The sequence below is a fragment of the Cellulophaga omnivescoria genome (assembly GCF_001999725.1).
GTDB lineage: Bacteria > Bacteroidota > Bacteroidia > Flavobacteriales > Flavobacteriaceae > Cellulophaga > Cellulophaga omnivescoria.
Map to the genome: position 1 here is coordinate 17905 of NZ_MDDP01000007.1, position 19382 is coordinate 37286.

The 19382-nt window shown below is 33.2% G+C and carries 20 protein-coding genes and 5 tRNA genes; 23 read left to right on the forward strand and 2 right to left on the reverse strand.

Translation table 11 applies throughout. From position 1 onward, the window contains the following. Positions 1-209: 209 nt before the first annotated feature. Entirely contained in the window at positions 210-770 is a 561-nt protein-coding gene (locus tag BFJ87_RS04415; protein WP_077400534.1) for a YceI family protein, read from the reverse strand. A 20-nt stretch (positions 771-790) separates the two neighbouring features. Continuing rightward, positions 791-1249 carry a MarR family winged helix-turn-helix transcriptional regulator gene (locus BFJ87_RS04420; protein WP_077400537.1) on the reverse strand — a complete coding sequence of 153 codons (459 nt, stop codon included), beginning with the start codon at positions 1247-1249 and terminating at the stop codon, positions 791-793. Positions 1250-1320: 71 nt separating this feature from the next. Between BFJ87_RS04420 and BFJ87_RS04425 the strand changes: the two genes are divergently transcribed. The 23 genes from BFJ87_RS04425 to rpoB all read left to right on the forward strand — a co-directional run bounded on the left by BFJ87_RS04425 (position 1321) and on the right by rpoB (position 19321). Beyond that, positions 1321-1632 carry a rhodanese-like domain-containing protein gene (locus tag BFJ87_RS04425; protein ID WP_077400540.1) on the forward strand — a complete coding sequence of 104 codons (312 nt, stop codon included), beginning with the start codon at positions 1321-1323 and terminating at the stop codon, positions 1630-1632. A gap of 53 nt (positions 1633-1685) precedes the next feature. Continuing rightward, a complete protein-coding gene (locus BFJ87_RS04430; RefSeq protein ID WP_077400543.1) occupies positions 1686-2969 on the forward strand; it encodes a DUF2851 family protein in 1284 nt (427 codons plus the stop codon). 9 nt (positions 2970-2978) lie between these two features. Continuing rightward, positions 2979-3206: a PspC domain-containing protein gene (locus tag BFJ87_RS04435; RefSeq protein WP_077400546.1), complete on the forward strand. Its 228-nt coding sequence runs from the start codon at positions 2979-2981 to the stop codon at positions 3204-3206. 68 nt (positions 3207-3274) lie between these two features. Beyond that, positions 3275-4288 (forward strand): potassium channel family protein, encoded by a 1014-nt coding sequence (locus BFJ87_RS04440; protein ID WP_077400550.1) that lies wholly within the window; start codon positions 3275-3277, stop codon positions 4286-4288. A gap of 81 nt (positions 4289-4369) precedes the next feature. Then, positions 4370-6442 carry an amino acid carrier protein gene (locus tag BFJ87_RS04445; RefSeq protein WP_077400553.1) on the forward strand — a complete coding sequence of 691 codons (2073 nt, stop codon included), beginning with the start codon at positions 4370-4372 and terminating at the stop codon, positions 6440-6442. Between the two features lie 10 nt (positions 6443-6452). After that, entirely contained in the window at positions 6453-7325 is an 873-nt protein-coding gene (locus tag BFJ87_RS04450; RefSeq protein ID WP_077400555.1) for a ComEA family DNA-binding protein, read from the forward strand. Between the two features lie 12 nt (positions 7326-7337). Continuing rightward, on the forward strand, positions 7338-8507 hold the full coding sequence (locus BFJ87_RS04455) for an acyl-CoA dehydrogenase family protein (RefSeq protein ID WP_077400558.1): 1170 nt from the start codon (positions 7338-7340) through the stop codon (positions 8505-8507). Positions 8508-8685: 178 nt separating this feature from the next. Next, positions 8686-8880: a 30S ribosomal protein S21 gene (gene rpsU, locus BFJ87_RS04460; protein WP_013620117.1), complete on the forward strand. Its 195-nt coding sequence runs from the start codon at positions 8686-8688 to the stop codon at positions 8878-8880. A gap of 113 nt (positions 8881-8993) precedes the next feature. Then, positions 8994-9884: a tyrosine-type recombinase/integrase gene (locus BFJ87_RS04465; RefSeq protein ID WP_077400561.1), complete on the forward strand. Its 891-nt coding sequence runs from the start codon at positions 8994-8996 to the stop codon at positions 9882-9884. 48 nt (positions 9885-9932) lie between these two features. Continuing rightward, positions 9933-10229, forward strand: coding sequence for a ribosome hibernation-promoting factor, HPF/YfiA family (gene hpf, locus BFJ87_RS04470; protein WP_077400564.1), 297 nt, complete (start codon positions 9933-9935; stop codon positions 10227-10229). A 110-nt stretch (positions 10230-10339) separates the two neighbouring features. After that, positions 10340-10413: transfer RNA gene (locus BFJ87_RS04475), tRNA-Thr, on the forward strand. An 83-nt stretch (positions 10414-10496) separates the two neighbouring features. After that, a tRNA-Tyr gene (locus tag BFJ87_RS04480) sits at positions 10497-10578 on the forward strand. Between the two features lie 100 nt (positions 10579-10678). Beyond that, positions 10679-10751, forward strand: a tRNA-Gly gene (locus tag BFJ87_RS04485). Positions 10752-10927: 176 nt separating this feature from the next. Beyond that, a tRNA-Thr gene (locus BFJ87_RS04490) sits at positions 10928-10999 on the forward strand. 53 nt (positions 11000-11052) lie between these two features. Then, positions 11053-12240, forward strand: a complete 1188-nt coding sequence (gene tuf / locus BFJ87_RS04495; RefSeq protein ID WP_077400567.1) for an elongation factor Tu — start codon at positions 11053-11055, stop codon at positions 12238-12240. Positions 12241-12307: 67 nt separating this feature from the next. Further along, a tRNA-Trp gene (locus BFJ87_RS04500) sits at positions 12308-12380 on the forward strand. Positions 12381-12436: 56 nt separating this feature from the next. Beyond that, on the forward strand, positions 12437-12625 hold the full coding sequence (gene secE / locus BFJ87_RS04505; RefSeq protein ID WP_013620113.1) for a preprotein translocase subunit SecE: 189 nt from the start codon (positions 12437-12439) through the stop codon (positions 12623-12625). A 13-nt stretch (positions 12626-12638) separates the two neighbouring features. Then, positions 12639-13190 carry a transcription termination/antitermination protein NusG gene (nusG, locus tag BFJ87_RS04510; protein WP_013620112.1) on the forward strand — a complete coding sequence of 184 codons (552 nt, stop codon included), beginning with the start codon at positions 12639-12641 and terminating at the stop codon, positions 13188-13190. Between the two features lie 73 nt (positions 13191-13263). Beyond that, complete coding sequence (gene rplK, locus BFJ87_RS04515; protein WP_013620111.1) at positions 13264-13701, forward strand: 50S ribosomal protein L11; 438 nt, start codon at positions 13264-13266, stop codon at positions 13699-13701. Between the two features lie 20 nt (positions 13702-13721). Then, positions 13722-14414 carry a 50S ribosomal protein L1 gene (gene rplA / locus BFJ87_RS04520; RefSeq protein ID WP_077400570.1) on the forward strand — a complete coding sequence of 231 codons (693 nt, stop codon included), beginning with the start codon at positions 13722-13724 and terminating at the stop codon, positions 14412-14414. A 22-nt stretch (positions 14415-14436) separates the two neighbouring features. Beyond that, positions 14437-14952, forward strand: coding sequence for a 50S ribosomal protein L10 (rplJ, locus tag BFJ87_RS04525; RefSeq protein WP_013620109.1), 516 nt, complete (start codon positions 14437-14439; stop codon positions 14950-14952). Between the two features lie 49 nt (positions 14953-15001). After that, positions 15002-15379, forward strand: coding sequence for a 50S ribosomal protein L7/L12 (gene rplL, locus BFJ87_RS04530; RefSeq protein ID WP_077400573.1), 378 nt, complete (start codon positions 15002-15004; stop codon positions 15377-15379). A 132-nt stretch (positions 15380-15511) separates the two neighbouring features. Continuing rightward, positions 15512-19321 carry a DNA-directed RNA polymerase subunit beta gene (rpoB, locus tag BFJ87_RS04535; protein ID WP_077400576.1) on the forward strand — a complete coding sequence of 1270 codons (3810 nt, stop codon included), beginning with the start codon at positions 15512-15514 and terminating at the stop codon, positions 19319-19321. Positions 19322-19382: the final 61 nt, after the last annotated feature.

Consider the following 19382-nt stretch of genomic DNA (forward strand, 5'->3'; position numbering starts at 1 on the left):
TTGTCGTGATAGACAAGCCTTTTATGTATATTGTTACAATGGTGCTTTGCTCACGACGTTTGACGTAAGTTGTTCCACCACCATATGTTAGTTGTTATTTTCATTAGGTCAAATATATAAAGGAATTTTATAATACCCAACAAGAGTTGCATAAAAAATAAAAAACCTCACAAAAGTGAGGTTTAAAACATTTATTGGTTTTGTAAGTTTTAGAACTGCAAATCTACAACAAGGTCAAAATCGTCATAAATAGCCTTGTCTCCTAAGTTTTCTATAAAGCTACCAGACTTGTATTTAATGTCAAAATCGGTTCTGTCTATTTTTAAACTAGCAGTTGCTTTACTACCATAAACAGATATTGTAAAGTCTACCGGTTTAGTAATACCTTTAATAGTTAGTTTTCCTTTGGCAGTATAAGCATTTTTACCTGTTGCTTTATTCACTGTAAAAACCAATTTAGAAGTTGTATTTTTTTCAGTGCTAAAGAAATCATCAGACTTTAAGTGACCTTCTAATTTTTCTTTCATACCAGCTTCTAAGTCAGTAACAGTTAGTGTTGTCATATCTACAACAAATTCACCAGCAGAAAGTTTATCGTTTTTAAATACTAATGAACCGTCTTTAAATTGTAATGTACCTTCGTGAGAACCAGTTACTTTATATCCTTTCCAGGTAATATTACTAGCCTCAGTGTTAATCTTTTTTTCTTGAGCAGTTATTGATGCTACAGAAAATACTAATGCTAAAATGCTAATTGATAATTTTTTCATAATTGTTGTTTTTATTTGTGTTAATTGTCTGTGTTAAATTTATCTAATACTTTGTTTAAAGTTTGTAAATCTTCATCGTTTATGTTTTTTAGAAGGCTTTTTTCCATACTAAGCATTGCATTACTCATTTTAATGAGTTCTTCTTCGCCTTTTTTAGTAATGTAAATTTCTATTTTTCTTCTATTTTCTTTGCAAACAGTACGTTTTACAAAATCTTTTAAAATTAATTTGTCTACTAACCTCGTGGTGTTACTCATTTTAGACACCATTCTGTCATTTAAAGTACTAAGGTTTGCAGGTTTGCCATTTTGTCCTTTTAATATGCGCAATACATTAAATTGTTGTGCAGATACATCAAAAGGTTTTAGGGCTTCAGCTGTTTTTTCAGTTATACTTTGGTGTATTAACAATAGATGAATAATAGTCCTACCTTTTAAAGGTATAGGCTTATTTGTTTTTAAAATTCTTTCTACATCCATGTTGTTACAACAATTGTATATACAAATGTATGTAATTTTATTTTAATTACTTTTGAAAAAAAATATTTAAGATGGATTTAACACAGGAAGAATGGAGCGCAAAATTAGCTGAGGATGCTAACGCTTTTATATTAGATGTAAGAACAGAAGATGAAGTAGCTGAAGGTATAATACCAAATGCTGTAAATGTAGATATTTATAAGGGACAAGGTTTTATAGATGAACTAGAAAAATTAGACAAATCTAAGACGTATTACGTGTATTGTAGATCTGGTAACCGTAGTGGCCAAGCTTGTGCAATTATGAATAGCCTTGGTTTTGAAAACGCTTACAATTTAGAAGGTGGCTTTATGAACTGGGAAGGAGAAGTAACTGATAAATAAGTGTATGTATTTTCTTTTGTTTACATTAGTAAACAAAAACCTTAGTTATAGTTATGCGAGAAGACCTTTTACATTTTATATGGAAATATAAAAAATTACAACTAAAAGGTTTACAAACCACAAAAGGAGACGCAATTAATGTAGTCTCTGTTGGTACGCATAACTATAATGAGGGCCCAGATTTTTTTAATGCACAGTTAAAAATAGGAAACCAACTTTGGGCAGGTAATGTAGAAATTCACATAAATGCATCGGACTGGTATGCACATAACCACGAAAAAGATAATAATTACGAAAATGTAATTTTACATATTGTTTGGCAAGATGACGCAACGGTTTTTAGGCCAGACAATTCTGAAATTCCAACACTAGTTTTAAAAGATTTTATTTCTAGCGCAGTATTAAAAAACTACCAGAAGTTGTTTTCTAGTGAGAGTAAAAAGTTTATAAACTGTGAAAAAGATATTGCGTTTGTGGATTCTTTTTTGTTTCATAATTGGTTAGATAGACTCTATTTTGAAAGATTAGAGCAAAAATCTGTAATTATAACCCAGCTTTTAAAAGAATCTAACAACAATTGGGAACATGTGCTTTTTGTGTTGCTTATGAAGAGTTTTGGGTCTACTATAAATGGAGATTCTTTTTTTCAAATAGCTAAGAATATTGATTTTAGTATTTTTAAAAAGGTATGTGTAAAGCCAATACAAGCCGAAAGTCTTTTATTTGGTATGGCTGGGTTGCTTAATATAGATGATGTTTTAGATACTTATTATAGACAGTTAAAAAAAGAATACGCTTTTTTACAAAATAAATATAGCTTTACAACCAATGATGAGGTTTCAGTAGCTTTCTTTAAATTAAGACCAAATAATTTTCCTACTATAAGATTGGCTCAACTATGTGCATTGTATGCAAAACACCAAGCTCTGTTTTCTAAATTAGTCCTGGCTAAAAGCGTAGAAGAAATATACAATTTATGTGAAATAGTGGCTAGCGATTATTGGGATAACCACTATAACTTTGGTAAGGAATCTAAACAAAGCAAAAAAAGGCTTACCAAACCATTTATAAATTTATTAATAATAAATACAATTTTACCTCTTAAATTTTCCTATTCTAAATACATAGGAAAAGATAATAACGAAATTATTTTAGAAATCATAACCAACTTATCTTATGAAAAAAATACCATTGTAGATAAGTTTAAGTCCCAAAAAGTAAGTATTAAAAATGCAAAAGATAGTCAGTCTATATTGCAATTATACAAACATTATTGTGTAAAAAATAAATGTTTACAATGTGCAGTTGGTAATAATTTATTAAGCAGAAATAGTTAATTTTATAGTATGAATTTTTTTTATAACATATTGTATTATTTCCAAAAGCGAGGTTTTGAAGTTTGTAGACGTATTGCAGAGCGTTTTGGTATACGTGCAAGAATTGTGCGTACATCTTTTATATACTTAACATTTGCAACTTTGGGTTTTGGTTTTGCTTTGTATTTATTTTTGGCTTTTTGGTTAAAAATAAAAGATTTAGTGTACACTAAAAGATCTTCTGTTTTTGATTTATAGTAAACAACGATACCAAAAACAAGTATACAGTTTATACTGTTTATTTTTTTAATAAATACATTACATAAGTGAAGCTTTTAAAACTATTTAGGTCTAAAATATACATAGCTCAGCTATTAATAGTATCTATACTAGTTGTTGGGGTTTTAGGGTACAGGTATATCTCTAATTATAGTTGGATGGAAGCCGTTTATATGACTGTTATTACTATGGCAACAGTTGGCTTTTCTGAAGTTAAACCATTAGATACACCATCTAAAATATTTACTATATTTTTAATAATATCTAGCGTGTTTATAGTAGCTTACGCAATATCTGTAGTTACAGAATACGTATTAGGTAAAAATTCTGTGCAATTATTAAAAAAGAAACGTGTGAAAAATAAAATAAAAGATTTTTCTGGTCATATTATTATTTGTGGTTACGGCAGAAATGGTGCTCAAGCTGCAGAGCGTTTAAGCAGTTATAATAGGCCATTTGTTGTTATTGAAAAAAATAAAGAAGTTATAGAAAAGTATGAAGATGATGTTTTATTTATTGAAGGAGATGCCACAGATGATGAATCTTTAGTAGAAGCAGGAGTTTCTAAAGCTAAATATTTAATAACGGCAATGCCAGATGATGCATCAAACTTATTTGTTGTTTTATCTAGTAGGCAATTAAACAGGGAGTTATTTATAATTAGTAGGGCATCTTTAATAAATTCTCAACGAAAATTAATACTTGCTGGTGCAGATAAAGTTATTATGCCCGATAAAATTGGTGGGGACCATATGGCATCATTAGTAGTAATGCCAGATTTAATTAGTTTTATGGATAAACTCTCTACAGAGGGTAAACATACTACTACTTTAGAGGAAATTGCAATAGAAGATCTTACAGATAATATTACAGGAAATTCTTTAAGAGATTTAGATTTAAGAAAAAGAACCGGTTGCACTATAATAGGATATATTGCTCCAGATGGAGAATATATTATAAATCCTGAAGCAGATTTACAATTAGAATCTAAAAGTAAGGTTATTGTTTTAGGTAGACCAGAGCAAATTATGAAATTAAATGAAATCTTCCAGATTGGCTGATAATTTAGTTGAAAATTCTTGATTGAGTTGATTATTTTTTGGATATTGCCATCCTAACTAACTCAAAAAATTCAATCAACGATGAAGAAATACCTATATTTTCTTTCTTTTATTATGTCTATGTCTGTTTTTGCTCAAGACTTTAGCGTAGAAGGAAAAGTTTTTAATCCCTCAAAATCTATTAATGATGGGGTGATTAAGTTAGAGGTAAATGGAGGTGAAGCCCCTTATACCTATAAGTGGAGTAATGAAAATACTCCTTTAACCTCAAACAAAGCAACAGGTTTAGTAGAAGGTATACCATATACCTGTGTAGTTACAGATTCTAACGGTAAAAGTGTTACAAAAGTTTTTACTGTAGAATCAGAAGCAATTGCCGAAATTTTTAATGGTACAATGACTCCAGCCGTAAGCGCTTTGGGGTCTGTTTTGTTTTGGGACCCTTTTGCTGCTATAGGTATTTATGATCCTGTTGTGTATGCAGACTCTAAAAGAGTTGGTATTCCTAATTGGTCTCCAGAGTTAGAAGATAAGTTTACGCTAAAAAAATGGCTAAAATCTAACGGAGAAAAAGTAAAGCAAGGAGAGGCTATAGCAGTTTTGTCTAATGCTGCAGGAGACGATATAAATATCAATTCATTAGCAAACGGAACATTAAATCATTTAACAGCTGCAGGTAAGGTTGTATATAACTCAGATAATAAAGAGCATATAATAGAACAAGGAGCTCATTATTTTGCAGAAATTAAGTATGATGAGCCAGTTGTTTTAACACACCCTAATGGAGATCCTTTAACTAAACCAATTTCATTTATTGTAATTTGGTTGGTTTTAGGAGCAACATTCTTTACAATTAGAATGGGCTTTATAAATATTAGAGGCTTTGGTCATGCGTTAGAGCTAGCAAAAGGTAAATATGATGACCCTGATGCTCCAGGGCAGGTTACTCACTTTCAAGCATTAGCTACTGCGGTATCTGGTACTGTAGGTTTGGGTAATATTGCAGGTGTAGCAGTGGCAGTATCTTTAGGTGGTGCGGGAGCAACTTTTTGGATGATTGTTTGTGGTTTACTTGGTATGTCTTCAAAATTTGTAGAATGTACTTTGGGAGTAAAATACAGAGATATTTTACCAGATGGTAGAGTATTTGGAGGTCCAATGAACTATTTACGTTACGGATTGGAGAAAAGAAATATGAAAGGATTAGGTAAAGTGCTTGCTGGGTTATTTGCAGTATTAGCCGTGGGTGCATCTTTTGGAGGTGGTAACATGTTTCAGGCAAACCAATCTTTTGAGCAATTAGCAGGTCAGTTTCCAGCTCTAGCTGGTAATGGGTTCTGGTTTGGTGTGGTAACAGCAATTTTAGTTGGTGTTGTTATTATTGGTGGTATTAATAGTATTGCTAAAGTAACTGGTAAAATTGTGCCTGTTATGGCATCTATTTATGTTGTAGCTGCTTTAGCTGTAATTATAATGAACATACAAAATATTGGGCCAGCTTTTTCAGCAATTGTAGAGGGTGCTTTTAGTCCGTCTGCATTAAAGGGTGGTATAATTGGTGTCTTGGTTGTAGGTTTCCAAAGGGCAGCTTTCTCAAATGAGGCTGGTGTGGGTTCCGCTGCAATTGCGCATAGTACGGCAAAAACAAATAATCCTCCATCAGAAGGTTTTGTGGCGCTTTTAGAGCCATTTATAGATACAGTTGTTGTTTGTACTTTAACTGCATTAGTTTTAATTTTTACTGGTATGCATGAGGTAGAAGGTATGGCTGGTGCGCAATTAACGTCAGATGCTTTTGGTAGTCAAATTTCTTGGTTCCCATATGTATTAGCTTTAGCGGTATTTTTATTTGCCTTTTCTACAATGATATCTTGGTCTTACTACGGTATGCGTGCTTGGACTTACTTATTTGGAAAAAGTAAAAGAACAGAATTTATCTATAAAATGTTTTTCTTAGTATTTGTTGTAATAGGTGCTTCAGTTAGTTTAGGAGCGGTGTTAGATTTTTCAGATATGATGATTTTGGCAATGTCATTTCCTAATATAATTGGATTGTATATTATGTCTGGAGAGGTTAAAAAAGACTTATCAGAATACTTTAGAAAATTAAAGTCTAACCAGTTGTTTAAAAAGCAAATGGTAGAAAAAGAATAAAAAGTTTATAATGAAGAATTTTAAATCCCACTTTCAGTTTGATAAAGAACAGAAAAGTGGGATTTTCTTTTTATTGTTACTTATTGTTATTTTTCAGGTAGTTTATTTTTTAGTTTCTAACGGTAAATTTTCATCGTCAGGTAATAATTTATCGCATAATGAAGAGCTTCAGGCTTTAGTGGATTCATTAAAAAATCAATCTGTAAAAAACAATACTTTTAAAACTTATCCTTTTAATCCTAATTATTTAACCGACCACAAGGGGTATTTGTTAGGGATGTCTGTGGCAGAAATAGATAGGTTACATACTTTTAGAAAAACCGGCAAATATGTTAATTCTGCAACGGAGTTTCAAAATGTTACAGGTGTTTCAGATTCTTTGTTAAGTGCTATATCGCCTTATTTTAAATTTCCAAAGTGGAATACAAATAATAATAAGCAACAGTCTGTAGTACTTAAAAATTATAGTAAATCCGTTTATGTTGCAAAAGATATTAATACGGCTACAGCGTTAGAATTGCAGAAAGTAAATGGTATAGGAAAAATATTATCTGCTAGAATAATTAAGTTTAGGGATAAACTTGGTGGGTTTTTAATTAATGACCAGTTGCAAGATGTTTACGGATTAGAAAAAGAGGTGTTGGAGCGTTTGTTAAAACAATTTAAAGTGATTACTAAACCTAATGTTACTAAAATTAATATTAACAAGGCAAGTTCCTATGAAATAGCAAAGTTGGTTTACATAAAATATGATGTTGCTAAGGCTATTGTAACTTACAGAGAAGAAAACGGAAGTTTCACTTCTTTTAACGATTTAGTAAATATTGAGGGTTTTACTGTGAATAAGATTGATAGAATTAAGTTATATTTGAGCATTGATTAAAAAACAACAGGTATGGCAGGTATGTACTTCACAGAAGAGCATCAATTATTTAGAGATAGTTTAAAAGAATTTTTAAAAAAAGAAGTTGTTCCTAACATAGATAAGTGGGAAGAAGCTGGTGCAATAGACCGTTCTATTTGGAAAAAGTTTGGAGATATGGGCTATTTTGGATTGGCTACTCCCGAAGAATATGGCGGATTGGACTTAGATCTTTTTTACACAATTATTTTTCTAGAGGAATTGCAGAAAATTAATTCTGGTGGATTTGCTGCTGCAATGTGGGCGCATGCATACTTGGCAATGACTCATGTAAATAAAGAAGGGGATAAGAGTATTAAAGAAAATTATTTGACTCCTAGTGTAGCTGGTGAAAAAATTGGTTGCCTTTGCGTTACTGAGCCTTTTGGAGGTAGTGACGTGGCGGGTATGAGAACTACCGCAGAAAAAAAAGGAGATACATATGTCTTAAATGGTTCTAAAACATTTATTACTAACGGAGTTTACGCAGACTATATGGTTGTGGCGGCTAAGACAAGTCCTGAATTAGGAAATAAAGGTATTAGTATTTTTATGGTAGATAAAGAGACGGCAGGGGTGTCTGCTTCTAAGTTAAATAAACTTGGTTGGAGGGCATCAGACACTGCAGAAATTGCTTTTGATAATGTAACTATACCTGCAGCTAATTTAATGGGAGATGAAGGGAAAGGATTCTCTTACATTATGCAACACTTTGCTTTAGAAAGATTAATTATGGGGGTAAATGCGCACGCTAGGGCAGAGTTTGCTTTAGATTATGCGCGACAATATATGTCTGAGCGTACTACATTTGGACAAACAATAGATAAGTACCAGGCCTTACGTCATACTTATTCAGATTTGTATGCTGATATGGAAATTTGTAGAGAGTATAATTATTCTGTTGCATATAGGTTGAATAAAGGAGAGTATGTTGTAAAAGAAGCTACAATATCTAAACTTAAATCTACTAAAATGGCAGATGAGGTAATCTATGGTTGTTTACAATTTTTAGGAGGTTATGGGTATATGGAAGATTATCCTATGGCTAGAATGTTAAGAGATAGTAGACTTGGACCAATTGGTGGTGGCACTAGTGAAATCTTGAGAGAGATTATTGCCAAAATGGTAATAGATAAAAAAGAATATAAGCCAGCCACTAAGTAAGGTTGTCATTTTGGTAAAAATAATTTCCAAGAGATTATTGCTAAAAGGAACTGTACGTCTAATTTTTAGCTGTAGACTTTAAAGAAAATAGAGAATAAAAAAATAAGTAGTTGTTAATTGAAAATTAGTTTATATATTTGCAATCTTAAAAATCACAAAAGAGAGGAGGTTATTGCCCATGTTAATTATACCAGTAAAAGAAGGAGAAAATATAGATAGAGCACTTAAGCGTTTTAAGCGTAAGTTTGATAGAACAGGTGGAATGCGTCAGTTAAGAAAGCGTCAACAGTTTTCAAAGCCATCGGTTGTTCGTAGAGCTCAAATTCAAAAAGCACAATACGTACAAGGATTAAGAGATCAAGAAGAAGTATAGTTCTTTTAAGATTTAATTCTTAGTATTTTCGTATAAATCCTATTTAGGTTGATGTCTTTCAATCTAAATAGGATTTTTTCTGTTTAATAACATAAATTGTATCTTTAGTTGTTATGTCGTTAGAAGCTTTTGTATCATACCTGTCATTAGAAAAAAAATACTCAACACATACAGTGACTGCTTATAAGAAAGATATAAGTGAGTTTACGGAGTTTTGTGGGGTAAATTACCAATTGTCATCTATAGATGATGTTCCGTATGCTTTTGTGCGTAATTGGATAGTGGTTTTGGTTTCAAAAGGAATTTTAAATAGATCTATAAATAGAAAAATAGCATCATTAAAAGCGTATTACAAATTTTTGCAAAAGATAGGGCGTGTAGCGGTTAACCCTTTAGCAAAACATAAAGCTTTAAAAATATCCAAGAAAATAGAAATCCCATTTTCTTTTGAAGAGGTAGAGGCAGCTTTAAATGAGGTAGATTTTGAAGCGGGGTTTGAAGGAGAGAGAGATAGGCTAATTATAGGGCTTTTGTATGCTACTGGTATTAGAAGAATAGAGTTGGTTAATTTAAAACTTAAGGATGTAGATGTAAAAGCTAAAACAATAAAAGTCTTGGGTAAAAGAAATAAAGAGCGTGTTGTGCCTTTGGCTCCGTTTGTGTGTCCTTGGGTGTTAATGTATTTAAAAAGTAGAGATGCTTTGAAGGTGGTTAATGATGAGGAGTACTTTTTTCTGTTAAAGTCTGGGGATAAAGTGTATGAAAGTCTTGTGTATAGAATTATAAATCGCTATTTTAGTAAGGTCTCTTCTAAACAAAAAAATAGTCCGCATATAATAAGACATACGTTTGCGACACATTTGTTAAATGAAGGGGCAGATCTAAATTCAGTAAAAGAATTGTTAGGGCATTCAAGCTTAGCGTCTACTCAAGTCTATACGCACAATAGTATAGCAGAACTTAAAAAAGTACATTTAGCAGCTCATCCTAGAAATAAAAAGTGACAATTTTTTGTTTTACTGATATTGTTTAATTTAAAAAAACCTTCTCTTATGAAAGTAAACACGCAATCAGTTAATTTTAATGCAAACGGAGATTTAATGTCTTTTGTGCAAACCAGATTAGATAAGTTAGAAACCTTTTATGATAAGGTCATAAGTTCTGATGTTTATCTAAAAGTAGAGAATACAAGTTTAAAGGAAAATAAGATTGTTGAGATCAAAATTAGGGTGCCTAAAGAAAATATTATGGTAAAAAAACAATGTAAGTCTTTTGAGGAGGCTATTGACTCTGCGTGTAATTCTATTGAAAGACAGCTTGTTAAACGAAAAGAGAAATTGAGGGTGTAATTTTTTTTAAATTTTTTTTAAAAAAAGTTTTGAATAACTGAAAACTAGTTATACATTTGCAGTCCGTTAGAAATAGCGGGCTTTTTTAAAGCAAAAAAGCAAGGTTAAAAGCCGATGTAGCTCAGCTGGCTAGAGCAGCTGATTTGTAATCAGCAGGTCGTGGGTTCGAGTCCCTCCATCGGCTCTAAATTTTGAAAATTAAGTCTTGGTTTTAAGTTTTAAATCAAGTATTTTTGAAAGTTCATTTTGTACTGAAAAAAAAGTTTTGGGGAGATACTCAAGCGGCCAACGAGGGCAGACTGTAAATCTGCTGACTACGTCTTCGCAGGTTCGAATCCTGCTCTCCCCACAAATTAGTTAAAGCAAAATAAAATTAGGTTGTTTTGTTTGAAATAATGAAAGTTGTGAGTTTTTAAATTTTTTTTAGAAATTTGCACAAAAAAAAGAATGCGAGAGTAGCTCAGTTGGTAGAGCGTCAGCCTTCCAAGCTGAATGTCGCCGGTTCGAACCCGGTCTCTCGCTCTAAGTTTTTTTTAGATTAAAGTATCTAAAAAAGAGTTGTGTGAAAACATATTTTGAAGTTGATTTTTTTGGAAAGAGAAAATATGTTTTTATAGACAGCGATGTCGTTCCTGATTATAGGCATTGGTTTTTAAGTTATTTTTAAATAATAACGATTAAATTAAACAACGTTTTACGCCGGTGTAGCTCAGGGGTAGAGCGTTTCCTTGGTAAGGAAGAGGTCACGAGTTCAAATCTCGTCATTGGCTCAAGAAGTATAATTTGTACACTAATATATAACTAAGATTAAAACTCATTAAACATGGCAAAGGAAACTTTTGATCGTTCCAAACCGCACTTAAATATAGGTACTATTGGACACGTAGATCACGGTAAAACTACTTTAACTGCTGCTATTACTACAGTATTAGCAAATGCAGGTCTTTCTGAATTAAGAAGTTTCGATTCTATCGATAACGCTCCAGAAGAAAAAGAAAGGGGTATAACAATTAATACTTCTCACGTAGAGTATTCAACTGCAAACCGTCACTATGCACACGTAGATTGTCCAGGTCACGCAGATTATGTAAAGAACATGGTAACTGGTGCTGCTCAGATGGATGGTGCTATTTTAGTAGTTGCTGCAACTGATGGTCCAATGCCTCAAACTCGTGAGCACATCTTATTAGGTCGTCAGGTAGGTATACCAAGAATCGTTGTTTTCTTAAACAAGGTTGATATGGTTGATGATGAGGAGCTTTTAGAGCTTGTTGAGATGGAAGTTAGAGAATTGCTTTCTTTCTACGAGTATGATGGTGATAATGGTCCTGTTGTTTCTGGTTCTGCTTTAGGTGCACTTAATGGTGAGCAAAAATGGGTAGATACAGTAATGGAATTAATGGAGGCTGTTGATAACTGGATTGAATTACCAAAGCGTGATGTAGATAAGGATTTCTTAATGCCTGTTGAAGATGTATTTACAATTACAGGTCGTGGAACTGTTGCAACTGGTCGTATTGAGACTGGTGTCGCTAATACAGGTGATGCTGTTGATATCATTGGTATGGGGGCTGAAAAATTAGCTTCTACTATTACTGGTGTTGAGATGTTCCGTAAGATATTAGATAGAGGTGAAGCTGGAGATAACGTAGGTATCTTGTTAAGAGGTATTGAAAAGTCTCAAATTAGTAGAGGTATGGTAATTTGTAAGCCAGGTTCTGTTAAGCCACACTCTAAGTTTGAGGCTGAGGTTTATATCTTGAAAAAAGAAGAAGGTGGTCGTCATACACCATTCCATAATAACTATCGTCCACAGTTTTACGTAAGAACAACGGATGTTACAGGAACAATCAATCTTCCTTCAGGAGTTGAGATGGTTATGCCAGGTGATAACTTAACTATTACAGTAGAATTATTATCTCCTATTGCACTTAGTGAAGGTTTACGTTTTGCTATCCGTGAGGGTGGTAGAACAGTAGGTGCTGGTCAGGTAACTAAGATCATAGAATAGATCTAAAATAATTACATTACATTGAGGGTGTCCTGCCAAGGTGGGATACCTTTCGATGTAAATATAGACGGGCGTAGCTCAGTTGGTAGAGCACTGGTCTCCAAAACCAGGTGTCGGGAGTTCGAGTCTCTCCGCCCGTGCAATAGAAAGGAAATGCGTTTCCTTTTATTTATAAATAATAAAGTAAAACATTCGCATGCTAACATATATTAAAGAATCAGTAGAAGAACTTAGAAATAATGTTACATGGCCAACAAGAGCAGAAGCATCTAACCTTATGGTTGTTGTTGCTGTTTTTACTATTTTGTTTGCCTTGGCAACTTGGGGTGTAGATGAGCTTTTTAGTAAAGCTGTTAAGTTTTATTTTGATAAAGTTATAAACTAATAAGCCTTGTACTATGTCAGAAGTATTAGAGAAAAAATGGTATGTAGTTAGGGCAGTAAGTGGTCAGGAAAATAAGATAAAAGGTTACATTGAAAGTGAAGTAGCTAGGCTTGGTTTTTCGGATTATTTAGAGGATGTTTTAGTTCCTACAGAAAAAGTAGTTCAGGTTCGTAATGGGAAAAAAATAAACAAAGAGAAGGTTTATTTTCCTGGGTACATAATGGTTAAAGCTAATTTAGGTGGTGAAATGGTTCATATCATTAGATCTATAACTAATGTAATTGGCTTTTTAGGAGAGGTTAAAGGTGGTGATCCTGTCCCTTTAAGAAAATCAGAAGTAAATCGTATGTTAGGAAAAGTAGACGAACTAGCTGTTACTACAGATAGTGTTGCTATTCCTTTTGTATTAGGAGAAACAATAAAAGTTGTTGATGGTCCTTTTAATGGTTTTAATGGAACTGTTGAGAAAATCAATGAAGAAAAGCGTAAACTTGAGGTAATGGTTAAGATTTTTGGAAGAAAAACACCATTGGAGTTAAGTTATATGCAAGTTGAAAAAGTATAATTAAGAACTGTTACATAGTAAAAATGTGTGTTGCTTCCGAATGATGCATATTTTTCGAATTTAATTTTATACAATGGCAAAAGAAGTAAGTAAAGTAGTTAAGCTACAAGTTAGGGGAGGTGCAGCGAATCCATCGCCACCGGTTGGACCCGCTTTAGGTGCTGCCGGAGTTAACATCATGGAGTTCTGTAAGCAATTTAATGCGCGTACACAGGACAAACAAGGTAAGGTTTTACCAGTTGTTATCACGGTATTTAAAGATAAGTCTTTTGACTTTATCGTAAAGACACCGCCAGCGGCAGTTCAGCTTTTAGAGGCAGCTAAGATAAAGAAAGGATCTGGCGAACCTAACAGAAACAAAGTGGCAAGTGTATCTTGGGACCAAGTTAAGCAAATTGCAGAAGACAAAATGGTAGATTTAAACGCATTTACTGTAGAGTCGGCAATGAGTATGATAGCAGGTACTGCAAGATCTATGGGTTTAAAAGTTTCAGGTACTAGACCTTTTTAAAATCTTAAAAGCAATTTAAAATGGCGAAATTAACAAAAAAGCAAAAGGACGCTCACGCAAAGATAGATAAGAATAAACTTTATTCTTTGGAGGAAGCATCTGCTTTAATAAAAGAAATAACGAATACAAAATTTGATGCATCTGTAGATGTTGCTGTTCGTTTGGGTGTAGATCCTAGAAAAGCAAATCAAATGGTGCGTGGGGTAGTAACATTGCCACACGGTACTGGTAAAGATGTTAAAGTTTTGGCTTTAGTAACTCCAGATAAAGAAGCAGAGGCTAAAGAAGCTGGTGCGGATTATGTTGGATTAGATGAATATTTGGATAAAATAAAAAGCGGTTGGACAGATGTTGATGTAATTATCACTATGCCAAGTGTAATGGGTAAATTAGGGCCTTTAGGTAGGGTTTTAGGACCAAGAGGTTTAATGCCTAATCCAAAAACAGGAACAGTTACTATGGATATAGCTAAAGCTGTATCTGAAGTAAAAGCTGGTAAAATTGATTTTAAAGTTGATAAAACAGGTATTGTACATGCTGCTATAGGGAAAGTTTCTTTCTCGGAAGATAAAATTGCAGATAACGCAAAAGAATTGTTTGATACACTTATGAAATTAAAGCCTACTGCTGCAAAAGGTGTTTATGTAAAAAGTATTTACCTGTCTAGTACAATGAGCCCAAGTGTTCAATTAGATCCAAAAGTAGTAGCATAACTGTTGCTTTAAAGTTTATATTATGACAAAAGAAGAAAAATTAAACGTAATAGAAGATTTAACTTCACAGTTGGCTGAAAATGCAACCATTTATTTGGCGGATATTTCAGGTTTAGATGCTGTAGCTACTTCAGATTTAAGAAGAGCTTGCTTTAAAGCGGGTGTTAAACTTTCAGTTATTAAGAATACATTGCTTGCAAAGGCAATGGAGGCTTCAGATAAAGAGTTTGGGGAACTTCCAGGAGTGTTAAAAGGAAATACTTCTTTAATGTTTTCTGAAACAAGTAATGCGCCAGCAAAATTAATAAAGAACTTCAGAAAAAAATCTGACAAACCTTTATTAAAAGGGGCTTTTATTGAAGAAGAAGTATATATAGGAGATGATCAATTAGATGCTTTAGTTAGCATTAAGTCTAAAGAAGAAGTTATTGGCGATATTATTGGATTGTTACAATCACCAGCTAAAAACGTTATTTCTGGACTTAAATCTGGTGGTGGAAAAATCGCTGGTATTCTAAAAACATTATCAGAAAAATAGTACGCACTAAAAACAATTATATTTTAAAAATTTATTAAACGATAGAAAAATGGCAGATTTAAAAGATTTCGCAGAACAATTAGTTAACTTAACTGTAAAAGAAGTAAACGAGTTAGCAAATATATTAAAAGATGAGTACGGTATAGAGCCTGCTGCTGCTGCAGTAGCTGTTGCTGCTGGTGGTGCTGCTGCTGGTGGTGAAGCTGCAGATGAGCAAACTGAATTTGATGTTGTATTAAAATCAGCTGGTGCTTCTAAATTAGCAGTTGTAAAATTAGTTAAGGAATTAACTGGTTTAGGTTTAAAAGATGCTAAAGATATCGTAGATAGCGCACCAAAAGCTGTTAAAGAAGGTGTTTCTAAAGACGAAGCTGAAGGTATTAAAAAATCTTTAGAAGAAGCAGGAGCGGAAGTTGAGCTTAAATAATAGCAACAACCATAACGTTTTTGGGATAGGTCTTTACGCTATATGCGTATAGACCTAATCCCATTTTTATATATATTGTATATGAAGTAATATACTACGAGAATACTATTCATAACATAATTTTGTCCATTGATGTTCACAAAACAGACTCAAAGAATAAATTTTGCATCAGCTAAGAATATTCCAGATTACCCGGATTTCTTGGACATTCAGATTAAATCATTTCAGGATTTCTTCCAACTTGAAACTAAATCTGATGAAAGAGGCGACGAAGGTTTGTATAATACCTTCTTGGAAAACTTTCCAATTACTGACACAAGAAATCAATTCGTATTAGAGTTTCTTGATTACTTTATTGATCCACCTAGATATTCTATTCAAGAATGTATAGAAAGAGGATTAACCTATAGTGTTCCGCTAAAGGCAAGGCTAAAACTTTATTGTACGGACCCAGAACATGAAGATTTTGAAACTATAGTACAAGATGTGTACTTAGGAACAATTCCTTATATGACACCAAGTGGTACATTTGTTATTAATGGTGCTGAGCGTGTTGTTGTATCTCAATTACACCGTTCTCCAGGGGTTTTCTTCGGACAGTCTTTCCATGCTAACGGTACTAAATTGTATTCTGCAAGAGTAATTCCTTTTAAAGGTTCTTGGATTGAATTTGCAACAGATATCAATGGCGTTATGTACGCATATATTGATAGAAAGAAAAAATTACCAGTAACAACCTTGTTTAGAGCTATTGGCTTTGAACGTGATAAGGATATTTTGGAAATCTTTGATTTATCTGAAGAAATTAAAGTTTCAAATGCTGGACTTAAAAAAGTATTAGGACGTAAACTTGCTGCTAGAGTATTAAATACATGGCATGAAGATTTCGTAGATGAGGATACAGGTGAGGTTGTTTCTATTGAAAGAAACGAAATTGTATTAGATAGAGATACTGTTCTTGAAAAAGAACACATTGCCGAAATTATGGAGGCAGATGTAAAAACTATTCTATTACATAAAGAAAATAATGCACAGTCTGACTATGCAATTATTCATAATACATTACAAAAGGATCCAACAAACTCAGAAAAAGAGGCTGTTGAGCATATTTATAGACAATTGCGTAATGCTGAACCGCCAGATGAGGAAACAGCACGTGGTATTATAGATAAATTATTCTTCTCTGATCAACGTTACAACTTAGGTGAAGTAGGTCGTTATAGAATGAATAAAAAGTTACAGTTAGATATTGGAATGGACAAGCAAGTCTTGACTAAAGAAGATATCATTACTATAATTAAGTATTTAATAGAGCTTATAAACTCTAAGGCAGAGATTGATGATATTGATCACTTATCTAACCGTCGTGTACGTACAGTTGGTGAACAATTATCTCAACAGTTTGGTGTAGGTCTTGCTCGTATGGCTAGAACTATTCGTGAACGTATGAATGTTAGAGATAATGAGGTGTTTACACCTATAGATTTGATTAATGCAAAGACATTGTCTTCTGTTATTAATTCTTTCTTTGGTACTAACCAGCTATCTCAGTTTATGGATCAAACTAATCCATTAGCAGAAATAACACACAAGCGTAGATTATCTGCACTTGGGCCAGGAGGTTTATCTAGAGAGAGAGCAGGTTTTGAGGTGCGTGATGTTCACTATACACACTACGGAAGACTTTGCCCTATTGAAACTCCTGAAGGACCAAATATTGGACTTATATCATCTCTTGCAGTTTATGCAAAAGTTAATCCAATGGGCTTCTTAGAAACTCCTTACCGTAAAGTAACTAATGGTGTTGTAGATACTGAAGAGTATGCATACCTAAGTGCTGAGGAAGAAGAGGGAATGAAAATATCTCAAGCCAACATTCCTTTAAAAGAAGATGGTGAAATTGATGTTGACAAGGTTATTGCTCGTGAAGAAGGTGATTTCCCAGTTGTAGATCCTGCAGAAATTAATTATACAGATGTTGCTCCAAATCAAATTGCATCAATATCTGCATCTTTAATTCCTTTCTTAGAACATGATGATGCCAACCGTGCATTGATGGGATCTAACATGATGCGTCAGGCAGTTCCATTATTAAGACCAGAATCTCCAATTGTTGGTACTGGTTTAGAACGTCAGGTAGCATCAGACTCTAGAGTTTTAATTAATGCAGAAGGAGATGGTGTTGTTGAGTATGTAGATTCTCAAAAAGTCACTATTAAGTATGATAGAACAGAAGAAGAACGTTTAGTTAGTTTTGAGGAAGATTCTAAAACATATAACTTGGTTAAGTTTAGAAAAACTAACCAAGGTACAAGTATTAACCTTAAGCCTATTGTAGAAAAAGGAGATAAGGTTAAAAAAGGTCAAGTATTATGTGAAGGTTATGCTACACAATTGGGTGAATTAGCCTTAGGTAGAAATATGAAAGTAGCCTTTATGCCTTGGAAAGGGTATAACTTTGAGGATGCAATTGTAATTTCAGAAAAAGTAGTACGTGAAGATATCTTTACATCTATACACATTGATGAGTACTCTTTAGAGGTTAGAGATACCAAATTAGGTGCAGAAGAACTAACACATGATATTCCAAACGTTTCTGAAGAGGCTACTAAAGACTTAGATGAAAACGGAATGATCCGTATTGGTGCAGAAGTTAAACCTGGAGATATTTTAATAGGTAAGATTACTCCAAAAGGAGAGTCAGACCCTACACCAGAAGAAAAATTACTTCGTGCAATATTTGGAGATAAAGCAGGAGACGTTAAAGATGCATCTTTAAAAGCATCACCATCATTAAGAGGTGTTGTAATAGGTAAGAAATTATTCTCTAGATCTATTAAAGATAAACGTACTCGTGTAGAAGATAAAGATGCTATTAATAAGTTAGAGCTAGAATACGAAGTTAAATTCCAACAGCTTAAAGATATATTAGTAGAAAAACTATTTACATTAGTTAATGGTAAAACATCACAAGGTGTACTTAATGATTTAGGAGAAGAAGTTCTTCCAAAAGGTAAAAAGTATTCTATGAAGATGTTAAACTCTGTTGATGATTTTGCCCACCTTGTAGGTGGTAGCTGGACAGTAGATAAGGATCTTAATGCCATGGTTGCGGATTTAATTCACAACTATAAAATTAAGCTTAACGATCTTCAAGGAAACTTAAGAAGAGATAAATTTACTATTTCTGTTGGTGATGAGTTGCCTCCAGGAATAATGAAATTAGCTAAGGTTTATGTTGCTAAAAAACGTAAACTTAAAGTAGGTGATAAAATGGCCGGTCGTCACGGTAACAAAGGTATTGTTGCTCGTATAGTACGTCATGAAGATATGCCATTCTTAGAAGACGGAACTCCAGTAGATATCGTATTAAACCCATTAGGTGTACCATCTCGTATGAACATTGGGCAAATATATGAGACTGTATTAGGTTGGGCCGGTTTAAAATTAGGCAAAAAGTATGCAACTCCTATTTTTGATGGTGCTACATTAGAACAAATTAACGGATACACAGATGAAGCAGGTATACCACGTTTTGGTCATACTTATTTATATGATGGTGGAACCGGTAAACGTTTTGATCAACCAGCAACTGTAGGTGTTATTTACATGCTTAAATTAGGGCATATGGTAGATGATAAAATGCACGCTCGTTCTATAGGACCTTACTCTTTAATTACACAACAGCCATTAGGTGGTAAAGCACAATTTGGTGGTCAGCGTTTTGGAGAAATGGAAGTATGGGCATTAGAAGCATATGGTGCGTCTGCAACACTAAGAGAAATATTAACAGTTAAATCTGATGATGTTATTGGTAGAGCTAAAACGTATGAGTCTATTGTAAAAGGCGAAACAATGCCAGAACCTGGTTTACCAGAATCTTTCAATGTATTAATGCATGAACTTAAGGGATTAGGTTTAGATATTAGATTGGAAGAATAACAAGACCTTGTCTTGAACACTATTTGTTAGATATATTTAATTTTAAGATCACCATATTGTT

Bases quoted from the DNA above. Each gene is read 5' to 3' on its own strand.
- secE (WP_013620113.1), top strand. From the start codon at position 12,437: ATGCTAACATATATTAAAGAATCAGTAGAAGAACTTAGAAATAATGTT.
- BFJ87_RS04430 (WP_077400543.1), top strand. From the start codon at position 1,686: ATGCGAGAAGACCTTTTACATTTTATATGGAAATATAAAAAATTACAA.
- rplL (WP_077400573.1), top strand. From the start codon at position 15,002: ATGGCAGATTTAAAAGATTTCGCAGAACAATTAGTTAACTTAACTGTA.
- rplJ (WP_013620109.1), top strand. From the start codon at position 14,437: ATGACAAAAGAAGAAAAATTAAACGTAATAGAAGATTTAACTTCACAG.
- BFJ87_RS04435 (WP_077400546.1), top strand. From the start codon at position 2,979: ATGAATTTTTTTTATAACATATTGTATTATTTCCAAAAGCGAGGTTTT.
- BFJ87_RS04455 (WP_077400558.1), top strand. From the start codon at position 7,338: ATGGCAGGTATGTACTTCACAGAAGAGCATCAATTATTTAGAGATAGT.
- rplK (WP_013620111.1), top strand. From the start codon at position 13,264: ATGGCAAAAGAAGTAAGTAAAGTAGTTAAGCTACAAGTTAGGGGAGGT.
- BFJ87_RS04415 (WP_077400534.1), bottom strand. From the start codon at position 770: ATGAAAAAATTATCAATTAGCATTTTAGCATTAGTATTTTCTGTAGCA.
- BFJ87_RS04420 (WP_077400537.1), bottom strand. From the start codon at position 1,249: ATGGATGTAGAAAGAATTTTAAAAACAAATAAGCCTATACCTTTAAAA.
- nusG (WP_013620112.1), top strand. From the start codon at position 12,639: ATGTCAGAAGTATTAGAGAAAAAATGGTATGTAGTTAGGGCAGTAAGT.
- BFJ87_RS04465 (WP_077400561.1), top strand. From the start codon at position 8,994: ATGTCGTTAGAAGCTTTTGTATCATACCTGTCATTAGAAAAAAAATAC.
- BFJ87_RS04445 (WP_077400553.1), top strand. From the start codon at position 4,370: ATGAAGAAATACCTATATTTTCTTTCTTTTATTATGTCTATGTCTGTT.
- rpoB (WP_077400576.1), top strand. From the start codon at position 15,512: ATGTTCACAAAACAGACTCAAAGAATAAATTTTGCATCAGCTAAGAAT.
- tuf (WP_077400567.1), top strand. From the start codon at position 11,053: ATGGCAAAGGAAACTTTTGATCGTTCCAAACCGCACTTAAATATAGGT.
- BFJ87_RS04425 (WP_077400540.1), top strand. From the start codon at position 1,321: ATGGATTTAACACAGGAAGAATGGAGCGCAAAATTAGCTGAGGATGCT.
- rplA (WP_077400570.1), top strand. From the start codon at position 13,722: ATGGCGAAATTAACAAAAAAGCAAAAGGACGCTCACGCAAAGATAGAT.
- rpsU (WP_013620117.1), top strand. From the start codon at position 8,686: ATGTTAATTATACCAGTAAAAGAAGGAGAAAATATAGATAGAGCACTT.
- BFJ87_RS04450 (WP_077400555.1), top strand. From the start codon at position 6,453: ATGAAGAATTTTAAATCCCACTTTCAGTTTGATAAAGAACAGAAAAGT.
- hpf (WP_077400564.1), top strand. From the start codon at position 9,933: ATGAAAGTAAACACGCAATCAGTTAATTTTAATGCAAACGGAGATTTA.